Origin of the sequence: Clostridium sp. DFI.1.208, assembly GCF_024463855.1 — a bacterium.
In the GTDB taxonomy this organism is placed as follows: domain Bacteria; phylum Bacillota_I; class Bacilli_A; order Erysipelotrichales; family Erysipelotrichaceae; genus Clostridium_AQ.
This window is the reverse complement of record NZ_JANGCA010000042.1, coordinates 12,448-32,556: the sequence shown is the minus strand read 5'-3', so window position 1 is coordinate 32,556 and position 20,109 is coordinate 12,448. Positions and strand designations below refer to the sequence as shown.

Below are 20,109 nucleotides of genomic sequence, written 5' to 3'. Positions count from 1 at the left end.
ATGCTAAAATCATGGTGGACAGTTTATTTAGGTAGTTCAGGTCGCTAGACCAAGGAGCGTTGAGCCTTGTTAATATAAATGTATTTTCGAGGAGTGATGCTTATGAGTACATATGAAGCATTATCAATAATGTTATCTATACTAACTCTAGTTGTTGTTCTTCTAATCGAATTGATTAAGAAAAAATGACAAATAAAAAACTACCTTAGTTTTCTCAGGACGAGGTAGTTTTTTATAAACCCTAAAATCCTGAACAGAATAATCTGTCCACTTTTTACATCTTTATTATAAGCGATAAATTGATAAATATCAATAAATTCAAAAAAGGAAGTCACTTCCTGTTTTTCTATTTGAGTGCAAAAGGTAGAAAAACTGGTAAATCAAATAAAGATTCTGTAGAATAATCGTGGAGGTATAAGTTTATGGTTTATACTATCCTGATGTACTACTGCCAATCTTTGACATATGCAAATAGATATCAATCAAATTATTCAGTTGATTATCTTATTATTGATAGTTAAAGAGTTGAAGAAGTAGTCTAACTACTTCGGTAGTAGTGCAAAAAAACAAAGAGATAGGATTGCCGTCCTATCTCTTTTCACTTGGTATTCACTACCAATCTTTGACACTATTATTATATGCTATAAACTGAAAAATGACAACAGATTTTAGATTTTATAAAACCGTAATTTTACCTGTGGTTGCACTTTTGCTTCACATCAAAATGTGCTAATATGATAATGTGGTAAATTATTGAAAAGGCAGAAAACTAATCGTTTTTTGTCTTTTTTTATTTTCAGAAAGGAGATAGTTTATAATGAAATGGTATTTTAAACGAAGGCATCCAGTTGGATGCCTCTACTTATTTATGTAGGAAAAAGTGGAACGGATGAAAACTCGAGATTCATTCGTTTCATAAAAAGGAAGTCACTTCCTATTTTTCATAAAACGAAAAAAGAAGAAAGGAGATACTTATGAAAAAAACATTTAAACGAATGGTAACTTGCATTTTTTCAGCACTTTTAACTGTAAATAGTGTAATGCCTGCCTATGCAAATGAACAACCAATTTCAGAACCATTATCTAGTACGCTTAATGTATCTGTTATTGGAAGTGGACAAGTTAAGGTTACAGAGAACGGAAATGAAACTGTTGTTACTACAGAAACTCCATTTAGCCAGTCTTATGCAGAAGGTACAAATGTAAAGATTGAAGCAATCGCTACTGAAGGAAATGTAATTGAGAATTTTACGAATAATGATGTAGCAGTACCTGAATTTGTGGCAGAACAAAACAATTTAAAGATTGAATATGTTACTGGTGTCGAAAATTCAAACTTTGTAGTTACATTCAAAGAAATTGTTTCTAGTGAAGAACAAGAAACAAATGAAAAAGTAGATACAGAACCGATTGAACAACCTGAAGCAGAAGGAGAAACTACAAAAGAAGATTCCATTGAAACGGAAGAAAAGGATAAAACAAAAGATAAAGTAGATAAAAATAGTAAACTGCTAATCAATGACGAAACCTTTATTCCAAATCGTCCTGTTAGTGCTGAAGAACAACAAATTTTAAACGATTATCAAAATGGAATGACTATGAAAGAAGAGTATATTCAAAAGCGTAAAGAAATTGTTGATAAAATTCATGCGTGGAAATATGTGGATGATAATTATTTTATTACGGCTAAATTTTATGAAGATTATGATACAGCAAATCTATTGCTAGGATTAGGTGCTTCTATTTTAATTGCCCCTGATTTTAGATACTCCGAATCTGCATCAAGCACTTATTCTTCTGATCGCAGTTTGAGTAGTCCTGTTGTTACTTATTTTGAAGAAGGTGGACATACATCTATTTCTAATGGAATAGGATCGGTTTGGGGAACTGGTGGATTTTGGAAGGTTGATGGACATGTAGCATTTTGTGGAGAAGCTATGTACGCACCACCACGAGCAGGAATGACCTTAAATTCTGCTGTAGAAGTACATGATGATAGAGTGCGAAAAGTTATTTATTATGCTTATGGATATCCAAATAATCAGGTTTCCAATACTTTTCCAAACAGAGATCAAGCTCTCTTGGCAATGAATGAATTCTTATCTGCTGTAGCTAGTGGCACTTCAATTAGTGGTTCTACTAATGGACAGCGTTATCATGTTGCATATGAATCGCTAAAAGGAATTTTAAACCTACCTAGCCCACCATCTGATTTTAAAGTATATAAAGCAAAATGCCCAGGTACTGGAGTAAGTTGGCAAGGAATTGTAACACAGAATCAAACTTTATATTGGGGACAAAATGAGCCGAAAGGAAATCTAACGATTGAAAAATCTTCTGCGAATCCTTCGATTACAGACAATAACAACTGCTATAGTTTAGAAGGTGCAGAATATGGATTGTACAATAGTGAAGCCGATGCCAATAAGGATGTTAATCGAGTAGGTACATTTAAAATCAAAGCTGATGGAAAAGCAAATACCATCAAGGACTTGAAGGCAAAAACATATTACTTGAAAGAAACGAAAGCAGGAAAAGGGTATGCGTTGGATAAAAAAGTATATTCAGTTTCTGTTACCAGTGGAAAAACAGAAGTATATAAGGTAAAAGATATTCCTCAATCTGACCCAGTGGGTATCTTATTGAAGAAGCGTGATAAGGAAACTGGACAGGATGTACCTCAAAGAGATGCTCATTTAGAAAATGCCGAATTTACTGTGAAGTATTACAAAGGGGATTATGCTGAAGGTGTTGATCCTGCCACACAGGGAGTCACAGCAGAAAGAACTTGGGTATTCAGAACAAATGAAAATGGATTTACATATTATGATGATAGTTTTAAAGTATCAGGGGATGCTTTGTATTATTCTTCTGATGGAAATCCATCAATACCAGTTGGTACTGTAACCATGCAGGAAACGAAAGCTCCTGAAGGATATAAATTGAATGATGAATTATTCGTAATAAAGCTAAAAATAGGTGGAACTAATGAAATTTTAAATACTTATCAAGAACCGATTGTTCCCGAACAAGTCATCAAAGGAAAAATCCGTATCGCCAAGAAAGATAAGGATACAGGCAAAGTCATTCAAGTAGCAGGAACAGTTTTTGATATTTACTATGATGGAAAAGTTGTTTCTTCTATGACAACAGATGAAACAGGATATGCAGTATCTGAACCATTAGCATATGGAGAATATGTCATCAAAGAAGCAAAAGCACCAAATGGATATGTCATTGATGTCAATCAAGAGGCTGTCGTAGATATTACAGCTGAAAAGACATACGATACAGAATTAAGTGATAAGCGAGTGAATGCGACCATCAATCTTGTCAAAGAAGATAAAGATACTGGTAATCGTCCTCAAGGGGATGCAACACTAACAGGTGCTGTATATGGACTATATGCTAAAGAAGATATTCTTGACCCATCTATGGATGGAACAGTTATTCATAAGAAAGATTCTTTAGTTGGAAAAATCACGACAGATAAAAATGCAAGTGGTACGATTGAAAATCTATATCTAGGGGAATATTACTGGCAAGAAATCAGTCCATCTGAAGGATATGAATTGGATGAAACAAAATATCCTTTTACTGCAAGTTATAAAGATCAAAATACAATTACTATCACAGTCGATAAGACAGTAAAAGAAACAATTCGCACAGGAGAATTTGATTTAATCAAAGTCATTACAGATGGAAGTCAGTCTGAAATCATGGTAAATGAAAAAGGTGCTGAATTTGTTGCTGTATTGAAGTCTGATTATGAAGCAAACGGAAATGATATTCAAAAAGCTCTTGAGTATGCCAAAGAAAATCGTAGTGAAAAAGAATACGCTGTATTAACTACAAACAAGAATGGTTATGCGACTTCAGGAAAACTAGCCTATGGTAAGTATGTTATCCAACAGACTAAGAAAGGCGAAAATGCTGAAGAAACAGATATTCTTGATGGAATATTTACATTTGAAGTAACAGAACTAGATGGACAAACAATCGTTAAAGGTGGAGATACTTCTGGAAATTCGCTTGAAATGGGAGATGATGGTAAGATGCACTATCACATCAACAACCGACCAAGTGATTATTTCCTAAAACTTGTTAAGATTGATGCTGAAAGTGGAAAACAAATTACATTGTCAGATGCTACATTTAAAGTAAAAGATTTATCAACTGGTAAATATGTACGACAAAAAGTGGCAGGTGTTTGGATTGATGAATTCAATACAGATAAAGATGGTTATGTTATTCTTCCGTTAAAACTAAAGAGTGGAAAGTACCAACTCGAAGAAATCAAAGCACCTTACAACTACTTGTTGAATGGTACAAGTATTCCATTTGAAATCAAAAAATCGGAAGTGACTTCCGAAGATGAAGATGGAGATGCGTATATCGTAGTTACTATGGAAGACACACGAGTAAAAGGATCTATCTCTTTTGAAAAACGAGGAGAAGTGCTAGTGGGTTCTCATGAAGATGAAAATGGTAATATCGTATTCGATTATGAAGAACAAGGACTAGAAGGCATGACAGTCACAGTGTATGCCAAAGAAGACATCATTGACCCTGCTGACGGAACGGTAATTTATAAAGCTGGTGAAGTTGTTACAACAGCAACTACCGATAAATCAGGAAAGACTCAAGTAGATAATTTATATCTTGGAAGCTATATAGTGCGTGAAACACAGGCTCCTGAAGGATTTGTGATTTCTGATAAAGAGTATGAAGTAACTCTGTCATACAAAGATGATCATACAGCAATCATTTCTGATTCTGTAACCTATTTAAATGACCGTCAAAAGGTTCATATTGACTTGAGAAAAGTGGATGAAGATAATGAAGCTAATTTACAAGGAGCTGTCTTTGGTCTATATGCTTCTGAAGATATTTATGGAGTTGAAAAATTGTCAAAAACAAACTCAAAACCATTGATTATCAAAAAAGGAACATTGATTGAAACAGCCACTTCAGATGAAAATGGACAGGTTGTATTTAACGCTGACCTTCCTCTTTCAAAATACGAAATTCGTGAATTGAAAGCCCCAATCGGATACGCTTCAAGTGATGAAGTGATTCCAGTGGATGCCACATATAAAGGGCAGGAATTACCAACTATCGAAATTGTTGCAGTATTTAAAAACAAAATTACACAAGTAGAATTCTCAAAAGTAGATGCTTCTACAAACGAAGAACTAGAAGGAGCAACTCAAATTGTTTATCCTAAAGGAAATCGTGGAGAAGTATTTGAAACTTGGGTATCCACTAAAGAACCTCATATCATCAAAGGATTAGAAGTTGGACAAACTTATATTTGGGAAGAAATTTCTGCCCCTTATGGATTTGCTCTTGCTGAAAAGATTGAATTTACTGTAAAAGACACAGGCGAAGTTCAAGTAGCAGGAACAATGAAGGATGAAATCGTATATGGACAGTTAGCTTTCGAGAAGAAAGGTAAACAGTTCACTTATACGGATATTGGTATGACGGATTTAGGAATGGTTAATACACCAGTCTTTGAAGAAATGAATATTCTAGGTGCAGAAATTACCATTTACGCAGGCGAAGATATTACATTAGGTAACGGAATCACTTATTACAAGGCAGATGAAGAAATCGACACTTTAGTAAGTGATTATGAAGCTGTACAGTCAATTAAACTTCCAGTTGGTAAATACTATTATGTTGAAACAAAAGCACCAATCGGTTTTGTGAAGAATGAAGAAAAACATTATTTTGAAGTTGTAGATAATCAAATCAATGAACTTCAAGTAATCGAATCTACATTGAAGAACGAACGACCAGTGTATAACATCAATATGACAAAACAGATGGAATTCTCTGATACAGCTATGAACAAAGAAGCCTACAAGGATGTTGTATTTGGAATCTACACTCGTGATGATACATACGATTGGAAAGGTAATGTAGCAATCGAACCTGATACATTGCTTGCAACATCAGGAATTGATGAAGAAGGTCATTTAGTTCATACCCCTGAACTTCCAGTAGGAAATTACTACTTGAAGGAACTTCAAACAAATTCTGCATATAAATTAGATGAAAATGAATATGATTTTAGTATCGACCAATCTAATGAAAAAGCAGTGATTGTACCAATCAATGAAGGAAAACCTATCATCAATAAATTGAAAGAATACTATGTTCTTGTCAATAAAGTAGATGAAAACACAATGAAGAACATCATCAGTAAGGAATTTGAATTCACATCTTTCACAGATGCAGAATGTAAAAATCCTATCGAAACAAAACAGGCAAACACAAAAGATGGAACTGTTAAGTTTGTATTGAACTACGGAACAACATATATCAAGGAAACGAAAGCCCCTCTAGGTTATTCGTTAAGCCCTGAAGTTGTCAAAGTTGAAGTCAATGATGATGGATTGTTTGTCAATGGTAAGAAGGTAGAACGAAGTGAAGACTTGTTGTATTCTATCATCTACAAAGACAGCTTACTTCCAGTTATTCAAACAGGAGCAGGTAGTGATTCTATGCTGTTTATCGTTGCAGGACTTGGAGTTCTAGTATCTTTAATCGGTATCTTGGAATACAGAAGAAGAAACAAAAACAAGAAGTCTGAAAATAAATCAGAATAAAGAATTGTATAAAAATCTATCTCACAAAAAATAAAATCTCTGATAGTTCACAGTGAGATAGAAAATAAAGTATAATGATTTATCTTCCTGAAGCCCTTGCGTAAAAACAAGGGCTTCAAATAAAAGGTATCAAAGCAATTTGATGCTTTTTATTTGAAAAATAGGAAGTGACTTCCTAAAAATAGAAAGAAGGAAAATGATGGACAATAAAATAAATTTTTATGGATTTGAAACGGGTGTACTTTTAGAAAAATTGGATAAAGAGTTTGATCATTATGCTTGCAATAATAAAGAATTGAATTATGGATTCTATAACGAAAATAATGGTTTCTTTTTGGAAAAGGATTATAAAGAAAACCTAAAGTATATTCGTGATTATGTAGATCAGGGAGTGGATGGAACATATGGAGTTATTTCTTTTCAAGGAAGCGTTGAAATAGGAGGAGAAGATTATAAGAACATAAAAGACAACGATTGTGATTTAACAAATATGGATTATTCATTCTTTAAAGATTTATCAAGTATTGAATATTCTGTATGCAAAAAGGATGGGAAATTAGTAGAGAATTTTTTGGAAGATGAAATTAAGAAATTAGTTGCATCAAAAATAGAAAAAGATTGTCCAGTGGATATGCTCCATCTTACAGATCGAGCAAAATATTGTTTGAAAGCAAGTGGAATTACAACTTTAAAAGGATTATTGAAAACACCTTTATACGATATGAAAAATCTAAAAAACATTGGGAAGAAAGGGTATCCTTCTATAAGAGGAGAACTTAATCGAATTTGTTATGACATTCAATTTAATAAAGAACAAGATAGAATAAATAAATTTATAGAAATTGAAGAAGAAATGGATGAAATTGAAAAATAGGAAGTCACTTCCTATTTTTGCAGAAAGCATGAAAATGCTATCTGTTAGAGTGCATAGAAATTTGTTATAATAGGGATATGAAAGAAGGTGGTTTAATGAAAAAATATACAGCAAATGTTTTTGTTAAAGACGAATTAAAAGAAATCACAAATCGTGAAAAAGATAAACCACAACGCATTATTGGAGAAGAATTGAAAGACTATTTATTTGAATCAGAAGATACCAAAGTCTGTATTTTATATGGATTGCGAAGAACTGGAAAAACAACTTTAATGTTGCAAACGATTTCTGAATTAACGCAAGATGAATTTGAAAAAAGTGCATATATCGAAGTAAGCAATAGAGATACCATATCTTCTTTATATAGTGATCTTGATAGATTGAAAGAAGAAGGATACAAGTATATTTTCATTGATGAAGTCACTTCATTGGATAACTTTATTTCCATGTCTTCCTTATTTCCTGATGTATATGTTAGAAAGGGGTTGAGAATTGTTCTGACAGGAACAGATTCTCTAGGCTTTTTCTTATCTTCTTCTCGTGAACTTTATGACAGAGCTAGATATATTCATACAACATATATTCCTTTTTATGAATTTAAACATTTGTTTCCTAATAAAAATATTGATGAATTCATTGAATATGGTGGTACTTTGATTCCTGAATATAATGAAGATTATCCGTTCTATAATGGAAAAAATGCAGAGCAATATGTGGACTCTGCGATTGCACAGAACATTCAGCATTCTTTAGAAAACTATGAAGAAGGCAGTAAATTTCGTTCTTTGATAAATTTATATAATCAAGATAAACTGACTAATGCTATCAATCGTGTTGTACAAAATAGAAACCATCAGTTTTCTATCAGGGTAATTCAAAGTACATTTAAACCTTCTGATTATAACTCTGTTAGAGATATAATGACTACTCGTGTTAAGAAAAATATCGAACCTAACACAGATATTCTAAACAAAATAGATTCAAGCACCATTGTTGAACCATTGAAAAAACAACTTCATATTTATGATGCAAGAAAAGATGAAATACTAACAGATTCTGAAGTCTATGAGATAGAACAATATTTACGAAAACTAGAAATTGTAGATTCCTATACTGTTGAATCAGGTGACTTTAATATTTCGCCAGTAGAAAACAATATTATTACACAGTCAGGGTTGCGATACAGTCAGTGCAAGGAATTGTTGAAGATTTTAGAAAATCACAATACTTTCCGATTAGGAACAGATAAAGAACAAAATTTAATTGTTTCAACGATTGATAACAATGTAAAAGGAAAGATATTAGAAGAATTGACAATTTATAATGTCCAACAATCTTTGGATGCTGAAAAATATGAAGTATTTCAACTCTCTTATCCACCAATGCCGAGTGAAGGAGTTACAGAAGGAGAAATTGATTTAGTTATTAAAGATAAAGAATTATACACTGTAGAATTATTTGAAATCAAACACAGTTCTGAAATCGTACCAAGTCAGTACAAACATATGATTGACCCTGCAAAAATGAAATACTTTGAAAAAAGAGGATTAGAGGTAACAGGAAGAACAGTGTTATATATGGGAAAAACACAAGGACAAGAAATTGAAGGTGTGAAATATAAAAACATATCTGAATATCTTGATGAATTAAAAGTATATGATCGTAATTATCAGAAGATGCTTCTAGCACGAAAAGAATGTATAAAAAATGTAGAAGATGAATATGATGATAATGATTCATTGGATACAAAAGGTTAAATGCAAAGTGGAGAGTAATCTTCACTTTTTTCAAAAATAGGAAGTCACTTCCTATTTTTGTAGAGAGCATGAAAATGCTATCTATTAGGGTGCATATAAATCTGTTATAATAATAGTATGAAAGAAGGTGCTGAAATGTCTATATACAGAACAAATGTTAGATTTGGAGTATCTTTACAAAATAGAGCGAAATCTGTAAGTTCATTAAACACAAGATATTTACTGAATGATTTGAACAAATATCTGTACTCTGATTTATCAGTGAATACACCTTATTATGGTAAAGTTTGTGCGTTATATGGTTTGCGAAGAACTGGGAAGACTACTATGATGTTACAATCTATTTTAGGTATGACAAATGAGCAATTTAATAAAACTGCATGGATAGATGTAACAGAAGAAGACAACATGGCAAGTTTGTATCTAGATTTACAAAAATTAAATGAACAGGGATATAAATATATTTTCATTGATGAAATTACCAAAGTAGAACAATTTGTAAGAGTATCTTCTTTACTATCAGATGAGTTTGCTATATCAGGTATTCATATTGTATTAACAGGAACAGATTCATTAGGTATTTATTTAAGCCAAAGAGGAGAGTTGTTTGATCGTTCAATTTCAATTCATACAACTTATATTCCATATTATGAATATACGCATTTATTTCCAAATGCCACTGCTGAAGATTATATTGTGGAAGGTGGATTGTTGTCAAAAAGTGGAATTAACTATAATAGAGATGAAAATTTTAAAGAATATGTTGATTCAGCTATTGCAGAAAATATTCAACATTCCTTGTCTAAATTAAAAGATAAAGGAGATTTAGGTGCTTTATATTTAATTCATAGTCGAGGAGAATTAACAAATGTTATCAATCGAGTTATCGAAGATAAGAACCATGAATTTTTACTTGATGCAATTTTGAAAAATTTTGAATCTCATGATATTGGAGTTTTGCATCACTATATATCGGATGTTAAAGACAATGATATATTATCCTATAGTGCTGATATGAATGTAGAAAATCTATCAGAGCAAATAAAAAAGGATTTAAAGATTTTAAATTACAATGAATTAAAGTATGGCTTAACAGAAAATGAACTTGCACAGATAGAAAATTATTTGTATGAGTTGGATTTTTTTGATGATGTTAAATATTGTACAGTTAGCAAAGAATTTTCAATTTCTGATAATCCTGTCGTTGTTCAACCTTGCATTCGTTATAATCAGGCAAAATCAGCATTAAAAGCGTTGTATAATGACCCTAAATTCGTTAAGTTGAGTGGAGATAAACAAGAGTTCATTTATAACAAATTGTTATCTGATATTAAAGGAAGAATGTTAGAAGAAATTGTTCTCTTAAATGTAACTAGAAGTTTATCTGATTGCTTTGTTTCTCAATTTAGATTTTATGAGTATAGAAAATCTCCATTTAAAAATGGCGAATATGATATGGTTATTCGTAACAAAAAGAATGAAACATTCATTTTTGAAATTAAACATTCTTCTGAAGTTGAATACAATAAACAAACAAAACATTTGCTAGATACTGAAAAACTTGATTGGTTAAAAGAAAATGGTTTTAAAGTAAAAGAAAAAGTTGTTTTATATAATGGAAAGACTTTAGATAAAGATGATAATGGGGTTATATATCTTAATGTTTCAGAATTCCTTGAAGAACTGAAAGTATATGACCGTAATTATTTGTATAATAAGAATGGCATTACTGATGGAAACGAAGACAATGATGCAGTCAATATAAGTATTGAAGATGATTTTGAAGATAGAGATATTTAAGTGGAGAGTAATCTTCACTTTTTTCAAAAATAGGAAGTGACTTCCTATTTTGAATAAAATGCAATTTTAAAATTAGTTTGCAAATATAAATTACTGTGCTATACTCTAATCGAAGAGAACATCTTCATTATCATTCATATGAGGTTTGTCCTTTGCAGTTGAAGTACAAGACAAGAGGCAAATCTCGAATCTTTAAGGTGCTTCGCTACCATGCCTGTATAATGCAGGATAGTCAAACGACTAAAAGGCGAATAATCTATTCGGGTGCTTCGCTACCATGCCTATTCATAATTTAACGAATAGGATAGCAAACAGCTAAAAGGCGAATACAAAGTCATGTATAGGTACATGGCTTTTTTTCATGTTTGGGGGTGCTTGTATGAGCGAAAAACTAGATTTCTATGAAGTGAATGTTGATTATGTAAAATATTTAAAACAATTCGATTCTCGAATACCTAATGTGGAGTATCAGAATAGAAATAAATTTTTGTGTGGTACTTTATTTAAAATCAATGGATTGAATTATTTTGCTCCTGTATCCTCATTTAACATAAAACAAAGTTCAAATTATGTCATTGAAGTAGGAAATGTACCAGTGGGAAGTGTTCGTTATTCTTTTATGTTTCCTGTGCCTGATGCAGAAATTAAACAAAAAGTGATAAACAACGAAAGTGATTATCAATACAGATTTCTGCTAAGACAAGAATTAAAATATTGTAACAAGAATAGAGAAGTCATTCAAAGTAAAGCAAAAGCAATCTATCACAAGGCATTGGATAAGAATACGACATATCATCAGTTCTGTTGTGATTTTCAATTATTGGAAAAAAAGTGTAAAGAATGGATTTATGATAAAACCATAGAGAAACATGAAAAAGGGATTCCCATGTATAAGTTTTCCTTTCAAGAGAAAATGACATTGTTAGAACTTACGAAAGACAGACATATGATTGAGTTATTAGCTGTAGATCATAATGAAGTTATTAAAAATAAAGCAACAGATAAACTTAAAAAGATAGATGAAGCTACTAAGAAAGTATCTCCAGTTCATGAACTTTTGAAGCAGAAAGAAACAGTACCCCATAAAATTTATTTTACTGATTATCAGACAACAGTTCGATTGGAATTGATAAAAGATAGTATTTGCTATTACAAGAATGAGTTGAATAATTCAATCTATGCATTGGAACGAAAAGATGCTCATTTACCTCAAGTGATGCAGAGAATGTTAGAACCATATCTAAAGGCAAATGAAAAGAATACCAATGTATATGTTCTAACAGACAGTGACCTAGCTAATAGCAATTATCATAGTCTTTTGATTGAATATCAGAATTATCCTGAACGGTTTGATTATGTGCGAAAAGGAATAGTTACTTCCAGTCAAAAAACAGCAATTATGGAAAATGAAAATCAATTTAATAAGACAGATGAATTTGATGAAATTGAAAAATAGGAAGTGACTTCCTATTTTTAGAAATGGAGAAAATATATGGAATATCATTATTTTACGATTGAAGATATAGAAATGCTTACATTTAATGGAATCCCTCATTTGCATAATCATCTTAATTATTTGATACATACCGATAAAGATCAAAAATTTACGAATGAGGATTCTGTGAGAAATGTATCCTTTATATTTGATAATGAAGGAAATTCAAAAGCATTGAGATGGACAGATGATTTAGAAAAAAGGATAGAATTAAAAAAGTATGTTTTTCGTTATATTAGAGATTTATATAAGCGATTGTTTTATGCAAGGGTTGAATGCCCTAGAAGAGATGTCCATAATTGGAATAAGGAAATGGTTGCAGAAATGTTTGGCATCATTCGAGAAATGAAGAAAGAAAAATATTATCCATTATTTGTACAAATACACGACGATCAACCAAATTTATTCTGTCATTTTCATGTCATTTGTTTTTATGATAGAAGTAAGAAAGTGGAAGGAGAATAAACAATGAAGATAGTATTTACAGGATTGGGATTGGTTTGTTGTGGATGTGCGATATGGAATATCTATAAATTAGATGTGAAGAAACGAGAGCATCATATATCCTATGAAACATATCGTGAAAAGACAAGACAATGGATTGTGGTAACAATCGTGGGTGTCGTATTGATTGGTTTCTTTGGTATATAAAATAGAAAGAGGTTGGCGAGATGAATTTAAAAACACTTTATGAATTGAAGGAAGTACTTGATTTCTGTGGGTATCATGACACTATAGTGGAAGATATGACAAACAGGGGAATCGACCTTGAATCTTTGGAAGATAAAGTAAACCACGAACAAAAGGAAATCGAGGAGAATGTATATCCAAATCTTCATGGAACAGAGCTATTAAACAAAGAAAATATATCTTTACTAGGAGAAGAAATACTACAGTATTTTGAAAAGACTTTGGAAGAATGGGATAAAGGTATTATTGATTATGATAAGAATACGAACCAATTATTCCATAATGAAGGAAAGATATTCAGCAGTGATGTTATTGCATGGTATGAAGGTGGAAGAACTACAGAAGATTTAGTCAAAGAATACAGTGATGAAAAAGAGGTGGAAGAAGATAGGGAACATCAGATTCTCTTGTTATTGGGTCACGCTGTGCATTTAGGTTGGAATATAAAGCATGATGATGAAGGTATTTACTTCCATAAAACAGCACCAAATGGTTTAGAACTTGGTGTACACTTTGATGCTGTCCATGAACAGGAAAGTGTTGAAGAATTTCTTGATGCAATTTATGAGTATGGAAATGAATATAGTGTAGCTGAAGAATTGAGTTATTATGCAAATGTAGAGCATTATGGACAAGGACTTGTTTTAGATGATGTGATTGATGATTTGAAGTGGTTTAAAGATGAAGTTTTAGAAGTACATACTTTTTTGGAAAACTATCATCAGGAACTTTCACAAAAAGAAAATGAAACGATAGAGATGGAGTTAGAAGAAATCGACAAGGAGTTATGAGAATGAATAATGAAAGTGAAATGACAGGAAAGGATTTAAAAGGAATTCTACAATCATTAAAGTCGGATGAAGAATTAGTGATAGATGATGAAGGCATTAGAATTATTAAGAAAGAAGATTAGGTATGAAGATAGATGTTGTTGGAATTCGATTAGTAAAGGAGCGAGAAATCGACTATGATAAGCCAATTAAGAAACCAATAGATACTGTGAATTTTGTTTTAGAAGAGATGCAGGACTTGGATAGAGAAATGTGCATGACATTAAATTTAGATGCAAATAATTGTGTGTTAAATGCTCATATTGTATCTGTTGGTGGTTTAGATAGTTCGATAGTAGATGTAAAAAGCGTGATGAAATCGGCATTGTTGTCAAATGCTTGTGGAATTATTATGTATCATAATCATCCATCAGGAAACAGCACACCAAGTCAAGAAGATTTTCAAATTACTGAAAAAATTAAAAGAGCCTGTGAGATTATGGACATTCAATTTTTAGATCATATCATCATTGGAAAAGAAAACTATTATTCAATTCGTGGCGAATATACGAAACCATACGATACTTCAAAGCGAAAAGCTGAAAAAATAACAAGAGTATTAACGATTCAGTCTTCGGATTTAGATGTGTCGAAAAAGGTGTATGCAGATAAAGATAGATGTAATTATCAAGAGGCATTACCAATTTATAGGCGATTATTTGATGATTATAATCGAATGAAAGAAACAGATTATTCATCTTTCTTTTGGGGCTTTTCCAAATTAAAAACAAAAGATATGGATAAGGCAATTGAAAGAGCCTGTCATATGATAGGAAAAGAAACAGATGATTCTAAAATTTATGTACTGGATATTCCTAGTGAACTTTGTTTAGAAACTGACTTTTATAATTTTGCTGATGAAATCTATGCGTATCAATATCCAAATGAAATGGAAAGTATATGGAATTCAATTTATGAAAAAAGAAATTCTGAACGGCAAGTGATTTTTCCGTATATTGAACCATCTATGATCGTTGGAGAAATTAAGCAAGGTAAATTTATTGAATTCAATCATGAAGAACAAAATTTAGAACTAGATGAAATTGAAAAATAGGAAGTGACTTCCTATTTTTTAGAAAGAGGTATATCATGACAATATTGGGATTTTTACAAGGTAAAGAAAAAGACAATAAAGGAAGATACTTATTTGATTATTGGGAAGCTGATAACCAATGGCTAGAAGAAACACATAATTACATACAATGGATGTTTCCATTAGATAAAAGGAGTTTTCATCATCCATTTGTCGCTCCTGCTCTAAAAGAGTATGAATTAGAAATGGCGAAACAGGATGAGATTATTCAGTATAATATGATAATGTCTTTTCAAAGAATGTTAGAATTCTATGGATTAAGATTAAATGAAGTAGAAAACAAAATTGAAAAAAATAATTCTTTTGAGGAAAGAAGCAAGGTATGGTTAGTTGTAAAAAATCACAACCACTTACGATTGACAAGGATTATTAAAAGTTTGCGATTATTTGGGTTGGAAACATATGCAGAAATGCTATTGGATTTTTTGATTGAGTTAGTAAGTGAAGTAGATTGTTTTACAAAAATAACTCGATCAATATGGATGGAGCTAAAGATAAGAAAGTAAGTTGAATTTCCTTATTTTTGCATTTTCATTTCACAAAGAAAGTGCTAAAATGAGTATAGTAGAATTCGTGTGAAAACTATAAAGTAAATCAAAATGTACTTACAAAAAATAGTAGGTGCTTTTTTTATTGGAGTCATCAGAAATGGTGGCTCTTTTCTTTTATGCAAAGAAAGGTGGTTTCTCTATGAAAAATCAGAGTTATCTCTCTGTATATAAATGCAATGAATTTAGAGTGGTAAGTAATGAGTTTATTGGTCGTATTGAAGATACACCTGAAAACATTTCAGCTTTTGTCGTATCGGCTGATTTTAATTCCAATTACGCATTAGTGGATGATATGGATACTGTTAAAGTATTTACCATTGGTAATTTCTTGGATTTAGTACCTGATACAGAGTATTTAGAAAAGGAATTAAGACCAGTCTTGTTACAGATGCAATTTGGAGAAATAGAAATACCTGAAGTAAGATATGAAGCTATAAAAAAGAGTTTGGAAGAGTTTTTAGGAGAAAAAGGATTGTCTTCTCCAATTAGTGATTTTTTAGATGATAAACTTCGTTCTAATCGACAACTAAAAACACAACGAGGAGCAAGAAAATTTTATAGTGATGCCAACAAACAACGAATGGAGTATGCGAAAAAAAGAAGCGAAGCAATTAAAGAATATAATACATTAGTTAAAGAGGGGAAAATTATTCCCAAAACGCTGATAGAAAGAACTTTAGATAAAGCACAAGGGCATTCCGATAATCCATCCGTTCAGGCAGCTAGAAGAATAGCAGAAAAAAGAGGATATGATTGGAGAACAGGAGAAAGACTTGAGAATGCAAAAATAGATAATGTTCAAATTGTGCAACTGGAAGTCTATAAAACTGGAGAGTTAAAAGGGTATGCTGATTTCTCTGTTGAAATTGGAGATGGCAAAGTTGAAGGATTGTATCGTATCTATGACCCTGAAAACGGCAAAGAACAAACGATTGTAAGTTTCGATAACGGATATTCATCCAAAGAAATCATTGATACCTATTCCAATACAATAGAAACAGAACTGAAACTTGCTACAGAGGATACTTATCATAGCATGATTAAAGCAGATAAAAACTTTGATGAAATAGAACAAGATGATTTCGACCATGATGATATAGAAATTTAAAAAAACTATATAAAAGGGAAGACCAAAGTCCTAACTTCTTGAGTTTTTTAGAAAATTCAAGATAAGAAAATGTGAGTCTAAAGCCTATATGACTGATGATTCACAACCTGTAATTTTGTACAGGTACTAAACATACTAAAAATAAAAAAAGGAAGTCACTTCCTTTTTTTGAAAGAAGGTGGAGTAAATGGAACAAATGGGATTGTTTGATTTTTTGGATGAACAAGAACTAGAAAAGCCCAAAGATGTCTATTATATATCTAAGGAAGATTTAGAAAGTCAATTCATTGATGGTTATACACTTGGCTATCATTATGAATGGACTGTACAAAAGCCGAATTATAAGGGAGAAAACTTTATAGGGCTTTTACCAAACAATCGTGTTTATAAAAATGGGTTCATTTATCAATTTAAAACAGAGAAAGAAGCAAAACAACTGATTGTGGATACATATCAAAAACGGAAAGACTCTTTTGACAGAATGAAAGCTGATAAAGAAAGTTATCCTGTTGTTGAATATGACAACAAACCAAGAGTTAGAAAAAATCTATATTTGCTAACAGAACCAGTGAAACAACATGATGGTAGTCAAATGATATTTTCAGAACATTGGTATAGTGGTTTGAATGGATATTTCTATACTCTTACTCTACCTTATGAAGATAAGATGGATTTACAAGGTAGAATCTTATATCAAAAAGATAAGATTGAGAATGTGTCATGGTATATCAATCGTGATCTAAAAGATAAAAGAAAAGCACCTATCTTTTATACATATATCCAAGAACTTATGGAAAGATGTGATTATCTTGTCAATGAGTTAGGATACAACAATCCTGAATATATGGCGACATTGCCTGATTTAGAAATGCTAGAACAAATGTATGAAAAACACGAAAAAGAGCGTGAAATATATTTAAAAGAGCATCCAATAGTGAAACAGAAAATGGATGTAGAATATGAAGAAATTGAAGAAGATTTAGACGAAATGGATATGGAAATATAAAACATATCTTAGAAAGTAGAGGAATATGAGAAAAGATAGAGTTTGGATGAAATTTAAGAAAGAGGATTTTAATCAGTTAATGGGAGTCTTATCAAAACAAATGGAAAGATACTCGGAAATAGAAGCACAGAATCTAAACTTAAAAGCAGATATAAAAGATGAAAAAGAATGTTTACTGGATTTACAAAATAAAATTTGGAGATACTCTCATTTTGAAAAAGAAAGTGAACTGATAACTATGGATATGTTTCCATCCGAGGTTAAAAATTTATTTTGGACATTTTTGTTAAATTCATTCCATGAGCATGATTATACAAATGAATCCTATTTTGATGAATATTCAAAGAAACATGAAAAATGTATTTATAAAGGAAACAAGTTATCAAAAGGAGCAATTCAAGAATTATATAACATGAATAGGGTTGGATATGATTGGTTGATTTGTAACAAAGATGGAAGAATTTTCTTTGCAGATCATGGATTATATCCTTTGGAAAAAGGCGATAAAGTTTGGAATAATAATGAAATTGATGGATACAGTGTTTCAGCATTCGTGGAAGATAAGAAAAAGCGTTATAAATCACTTGTATCATGGGAAGATGAACAACCATTTGATATTTATGAATTTTTACTTACACAAGATATAGAAATGTGATTACTTGGTCGCATTTCTTTTTTTACATAGTAAGGAAAAAGAAAGTAGGTGGAGAAATGTTAGAAAAAACAGTATTACAGCAATTACAAGAAATATTTCCTATGGAAGTAAATCGTGAGGAAGCTGATGCAGGAGAAAAGATTCGATTACGAAATGATGAACAAAAAGTAGAGATAGATTTCATTCTTGATGGACACTTGGAACAAGGGTATGGGTATAAGAATTTTAAAGCCTATAATCGTGATGTCTATGAAACCAGTTATATTTCTGAATATGGATATGAGGAATATAAGAAACAAATCCAAGAGGCGATTAACCACTATAATAAAAATGAATTCACTCTTGAAGAATTGGCAGATAGCGTAAAAGAAGCAGAAAAAGACAATGGATATAGCCATAAGGACTTCTTGGTACTTACTAATTATCAGGAAGAAATTTCCAGTCATTTATTTGATGCTGTTGATTGGCAGTATCCTGACACCTTATTTGATGAATGGATAGATGGTAATGAAATCAATAAGATAGGGAATAAGTACATTTTCACAGCAGGTATGGAATTAAATGATTTCTTAAAAATGGAATATCTAAAAGACTTTCAACAAGGTAATGTAAATATCCTTGGAGTAGATGGCAAGAAATATATTAGTTTAGAAGATTTGGTAAATTTTGATGTAGATAGATATTCTGAAAAATGTTTGAATGTCGTTTATGAAAATGAAAAAAGGGAATCTCAAATGCAGGAAAAAAATCATGCAATTTCATTTCAATTTGGAATTCGTGAATAAGAAATATAAAAATGCAGATGTTGTTTTAAAAGTATGGGCAACAGAAATATGTAGAGAGCAAGGATTGAGTGATTATTATCCTGTACAGGATGTAAAAGATGCATTTAAGACAATGGAATATATTGATGAAAAAGAAGCTGTAGAAATCGTTTTAAACGATTCAGAAGAAACACTTATTTATCACAAGAGTCCTGAAGAAGAATATTTCACAAGAGAAGCATTAAAACATGAAACAATCAATTTTGATAAAGAAAGTGAAATAGAAGAGGACTTAGATGAACTTGAAAAATAGGAGATAGAAAAACATGAAGGATACATATGATTTTACTTATGCACAAGATTTAAGACATTTTATAGGATTATTGTTGGATGATTATTGTCCGACACAGTTAAAAATCTTTGATTCAGACATTGTATATGATGTGATAAAAGATTTAAAGCAATTCAAAATGAAATTGACAGGAAATCGAATTTTTGGTGACTGCTGTTTGGAGTGTAATGCATTACTCAATAAAGATTTAGAACAGCTAAAAGAAGATTTATCATATACGGATATGGATGAACTTAGTGAAGAAGAAAAAGAAATCGTAAAAGAATTTTTAGATTCGTATAAGGGTAATTATAATTTGATTGAATTTGATTGTAATGGACAATGTAGCACGATTTGGATACGAGATAATTTAACAGATAGTGAACTAGAGGCTTGTCAAATTATTGATAAGCATTTTGATGTGTTTAAAAATTTAGAAGATCGAGTAGATATTGAATTGTTTGGTATTCGGAAGGAAGAAATATCTACAGAAATGAATGAAATCGAAGAAGATTTAGATGAAATTGAAATGTAGGTG

General features: G+C 31.3%; 16 protein-coding genes. All 16 read left to right on the top strand.

Annotation, left to right across the window (positions count from 1 at the left end):
• Window positions 1-974 precede the first annotated feature (974 nt).
• The 16 genes from NE665_RS17810 to NE665_RS17735 all read left to right on the top strand — a co-directional run bounded on the left by NE665_RS17810 (window position 975) and on the right by NE665_RS17735 (window position 20,106).
• Window positions 975-6,617 (top strand): SpaA isopeptide-forming pilin-related protein, encoded by a 5,643-nt coding sequence (locus NE665_RS17810; RefSeq protein ID WP_187426260.1) that lies wholly within the window; start codon window positions 975-977, stop codon window positions 6,615-6,617.
• A 199-nt stretch (window positions 6,618-6,816) separates the two neighbouring features.
• Window positions 6,817-7,491 carry a DNA-directed RNA polymerase subunit alpha C-terminal domain-containing protein gene (locus tag NE665_RS17805; protein ID WP_161129321.1) on the top strand — a complete coding sequence of 225 codons (675 nt, stop codon included), beginning with the start codon at window positions 6,817-6,819 and terminating at the stop codon, window positions 7,489-7,491.
• Between the two features lie 95 nt (window positions 7,492-7,586).
• Window positions 7,587-9,248: an AAA family ATPase gene (locus tag NE665_RS17800; protein ID WP_118654663.1), complete on the top strand. Its 1,662-nt coding sequence runs from the start codon at window positions 7,587-7,589 to the stop codon at window positions 9,246-9,248.
• A gap of 135 nt (window positions 9,249-9,383) precedes the next feature.
• The gene (locus tag NE665_RS17795; protein ID WP_118654664.1) at window positions 9,384-11,048 is read left to right on the top strand and encodes an AAA family ATPase; all 1,665 of its coding nucleotides are present in this window, start codon (window positions 9,384-9,386) and stop codon (window positions 11,046-11,048) included.
• A 379-nt stretch (window positions 11,049-11,427) separates the two neighbouring features.
• Window positions 11,428-12,504 carry a type III toxin-antitoxin system ToxN/AbiQ family toxin gene (locus tag NE665_RS17790; protein WP_118654665.1) on the top strand — a complete coding sequence of 359 codons (1,077 nt, stop codon included), beginning with the start codon at window positions 11,428-11,430 and terminating at the stop codon, window positions 12,502-12,504.
• Between the two features lie 36 nt (window positions 12,505-12,540).
• Window positions 12,541-13,008, top strand: a complete 468-nt coding sequence (locus tag NE665_RS17785) for a hypothetical protein (protein WP_118654666.1) — start codon at window positions 12,541-12,543, stop codon at window positions 13,006-13,008.
• A 3-nt stretch (window positions 13,009-13,011) separates the two neighbouring features.
• Window positions 13,012-13,194 (top strand): hypothetical protein, encoded by a 183-nt coding sequence (locus NE665_RS17780; RefSeq protein ID WP_118654667.1) that lies wholly within the window; start codon window positions 13,012-13,014, stop codon window positions 13,192-13,194.
• A 20-nt stretch (window positions 13,195-13,214) separates the two neighbouring features.
• Complete coding sequence (locus NE665_RS17775; protein WP_118654668.1) at window positions 13,215-14,024, top strand: hypothetical protein; 810 nt, start codon at window positions 13,215-13,217, stop codon at window positions 14,022-14,024.
• Window positions 14,025-14,148: 124 nt separating this feature from the next.
• Window positions 14,149-15,117, top strand: coding sequence for a JAB domain-containing protein (locus NE665_RS17770; protein ID WP_118654669.1), 969 nt, complete (start codon window positions 14,149-14,151; stop codon window positions 15,115-15,117).
• Between the two features lie 35 nt (window positions 15,118-15,152).
• Window positions 15,153-15,662: an opioid growth factor receptor-related protein gene (locus NE665_RS17765; RefSeq protein ID WP_118654670.1), complete on the top strand. Its 510-nt coding sequence runs from the start codon at window positions 15,153-15,155 to the stop codon at window positions 15,660-15,662.
• A 184-nt stretch (window positions 15,663-15,846) separates the two neighbouring features.
• Window positions 15,847-16,815, top strand: a complete 969-nt coding sequence (locus NE665_RS17760; protein ID WP_207732797.1) for a hypothetical protein — start codon at window positions 15,847-15,849, stop codon at window positions 16,813-16,815.
• A gap of 187 nt (window positions 16,816-17,002) precedes the next feature.
• On the top strand, window positions 17,003-17,821 hold the full coding sequence (locus tag NE665_RS17755) for a hypothetical protein (protein ID WP_118654671.1): 819 nt from the start codon (window positions 17,003-17,005) through the stop codon (window positions 17,819-17,821).
• Between the two features lie 25 nt (window positions 17,822-17,846).
• Complete coding sequence (locus NE665_RS17750; RefSeq protein ID WP_118654672.1) at window positions 17,847-18,476, top strand: hypothetical protein; 630 nt, start codon at window positions 17,847-17,849, stop codon at window positions 18,474-18,476.
• 56 nt (window positions 18,477-18,532) lie between these two features.
• A complete protein-coding gene (locus NE665_RS17745; RefSeq protein ID WP_207732796.1) occupies window positions 18,533-19,261 on the top strand; it encodes a hypothetical protein in 729 nt (242 codons plus the stop codon).
• The gene (locus NE665_RS17740) at window positions 19,254-19,553 is read left to right on the top strand and encodes a hypothetical protein (RefSeq protein WP_256302590.1); all 300 of its coding nucleotides are present in this window, start codon (window positions 19,254-19,256) and stop codon (window positions 19,551-19,553) included. The genes NE665_RS17745 and NE665_RS17740 overlap by 8 nt, the downstream gene beginning before the upstream one ends.
• Before the next feature lie 13 nt (window positions 19,554-19,566).
• Complete coding sequence (locus tag NE665_RS17735) at window positions 19,567-20,106, top strand: hypothetical protein (protein WP_187426259.1); 540 nt, start codon at window positions 19,567-19,569, stop codon at window positions 20,104-20,106.
• The last annotated feature ends 3 nt before the right edge of the window (window positions 20,107-20,109 follow it).

Excerpts from the sequence above, each read along its gene's own strand:
- NE665_RS17810 (WP_187426260.1), top strand. The coding sequence starts at position 975 with ATGAAAAAAACATTTAAACGAATGGTAACTTGCATTTTTTCAGCACTT.
- NE665_RS17805 (WP_161129321.1), top strand. The coding sequence starts at position 6,817 with ATGGACAATAAAATAAATTTTTATGGATTTGAAACGGGTGTACTTTTA.
- NE665_RS17800 (WP_118654663.1), top strand. The coding sequence starts at position 7,587 with ATGAAAAAATATACAGCAAATGTTTTTGTTAAAGACGAATTAAAAGAA.
- NE665_RS17795 (WP_118654664.1), top strand. The coding sequence starts at position 9,384 with ATGTCTATATACAGAACAAATGTTAGATTTGGAGTATCTTTACAAAAT.
- NE665_RS17790 (WP_118654665.1), top strand. The coding sequence starts at position 11,428 with ATGAGCGAAAAACTAGATTTCTATGAAGTGAATGTTGATTATGTAAAA.
- NE665_RS17785 (WP_118654666.1), top strand. The coding sequence starts at position 12,541 with ATGGAATATCATTATTTTACGATTGAAGATATAGAAATGCTTACATTT.
- NE665_RS17780 (WP_118654667.1), top strand. The coding sequence starts at position 13,012 with ATGAAGATAGTATTTACAGGATTGGGATTGGTTTGTTGTGGATGTGCG.
- NE665_RS17775 (WP_118654668.1), top strand. The coding sequence starts at position 13,215 with ATGAATTTAAAAACACTTTATGAATTGAAGGAAGTACTTGATTTCTGT.
- NE665_RS17770 (WP_118654669.1), top strand. The coding sequence starts at position 14,149 with ATGAAGATAGATGTTGTTGGAATTCGATTAGTAAAGGAGCGAGAAATC.
- NE665_RS17765 (WP_118654670.1), top strand. The coding sequence starts at position 15,153 with ATGACAATATTGGGATTTTTACAAGGTAAAGAAAAAGACAATAAAGGA.
- NE665_RS17760 (WP_207732797.1), top strand. The coding sequence starts at position 15,847 with ATGAAAAATCAGAGTTATCTCTCTGTATATAAATGCAATGAATTTAGA.
- NE665_RS17755 (WP_118654671.1), top strand. The coding sequence starts at position 17,003 with ATGGAACAAATGGGATTGTTTGATTTTTTGGATGAACAAGAACTAGAA.
- NE665_RS17750 (WP_118654672.1), top strand. The coding sequence starts at position 17,847 with ATGAGAAAAGATAGAGTTTGGATGAAATTTAAGAAAGAGGATTTTAAT.
- NE665_RS17745 (WP_207732796.1), top strand. The coding sequence starts at position 18,533 with ATGTTAGAAAAAACAGTATTACAGCAATTACAAGAAATATTTCCTATG.
- NE665_RS17735 (WP_187426259.1), top strand. The coding sequence starts at position 19,567 with ATGAAGGATACATATGATTTTACTTATGCACAAGATTTAAGACATTTT.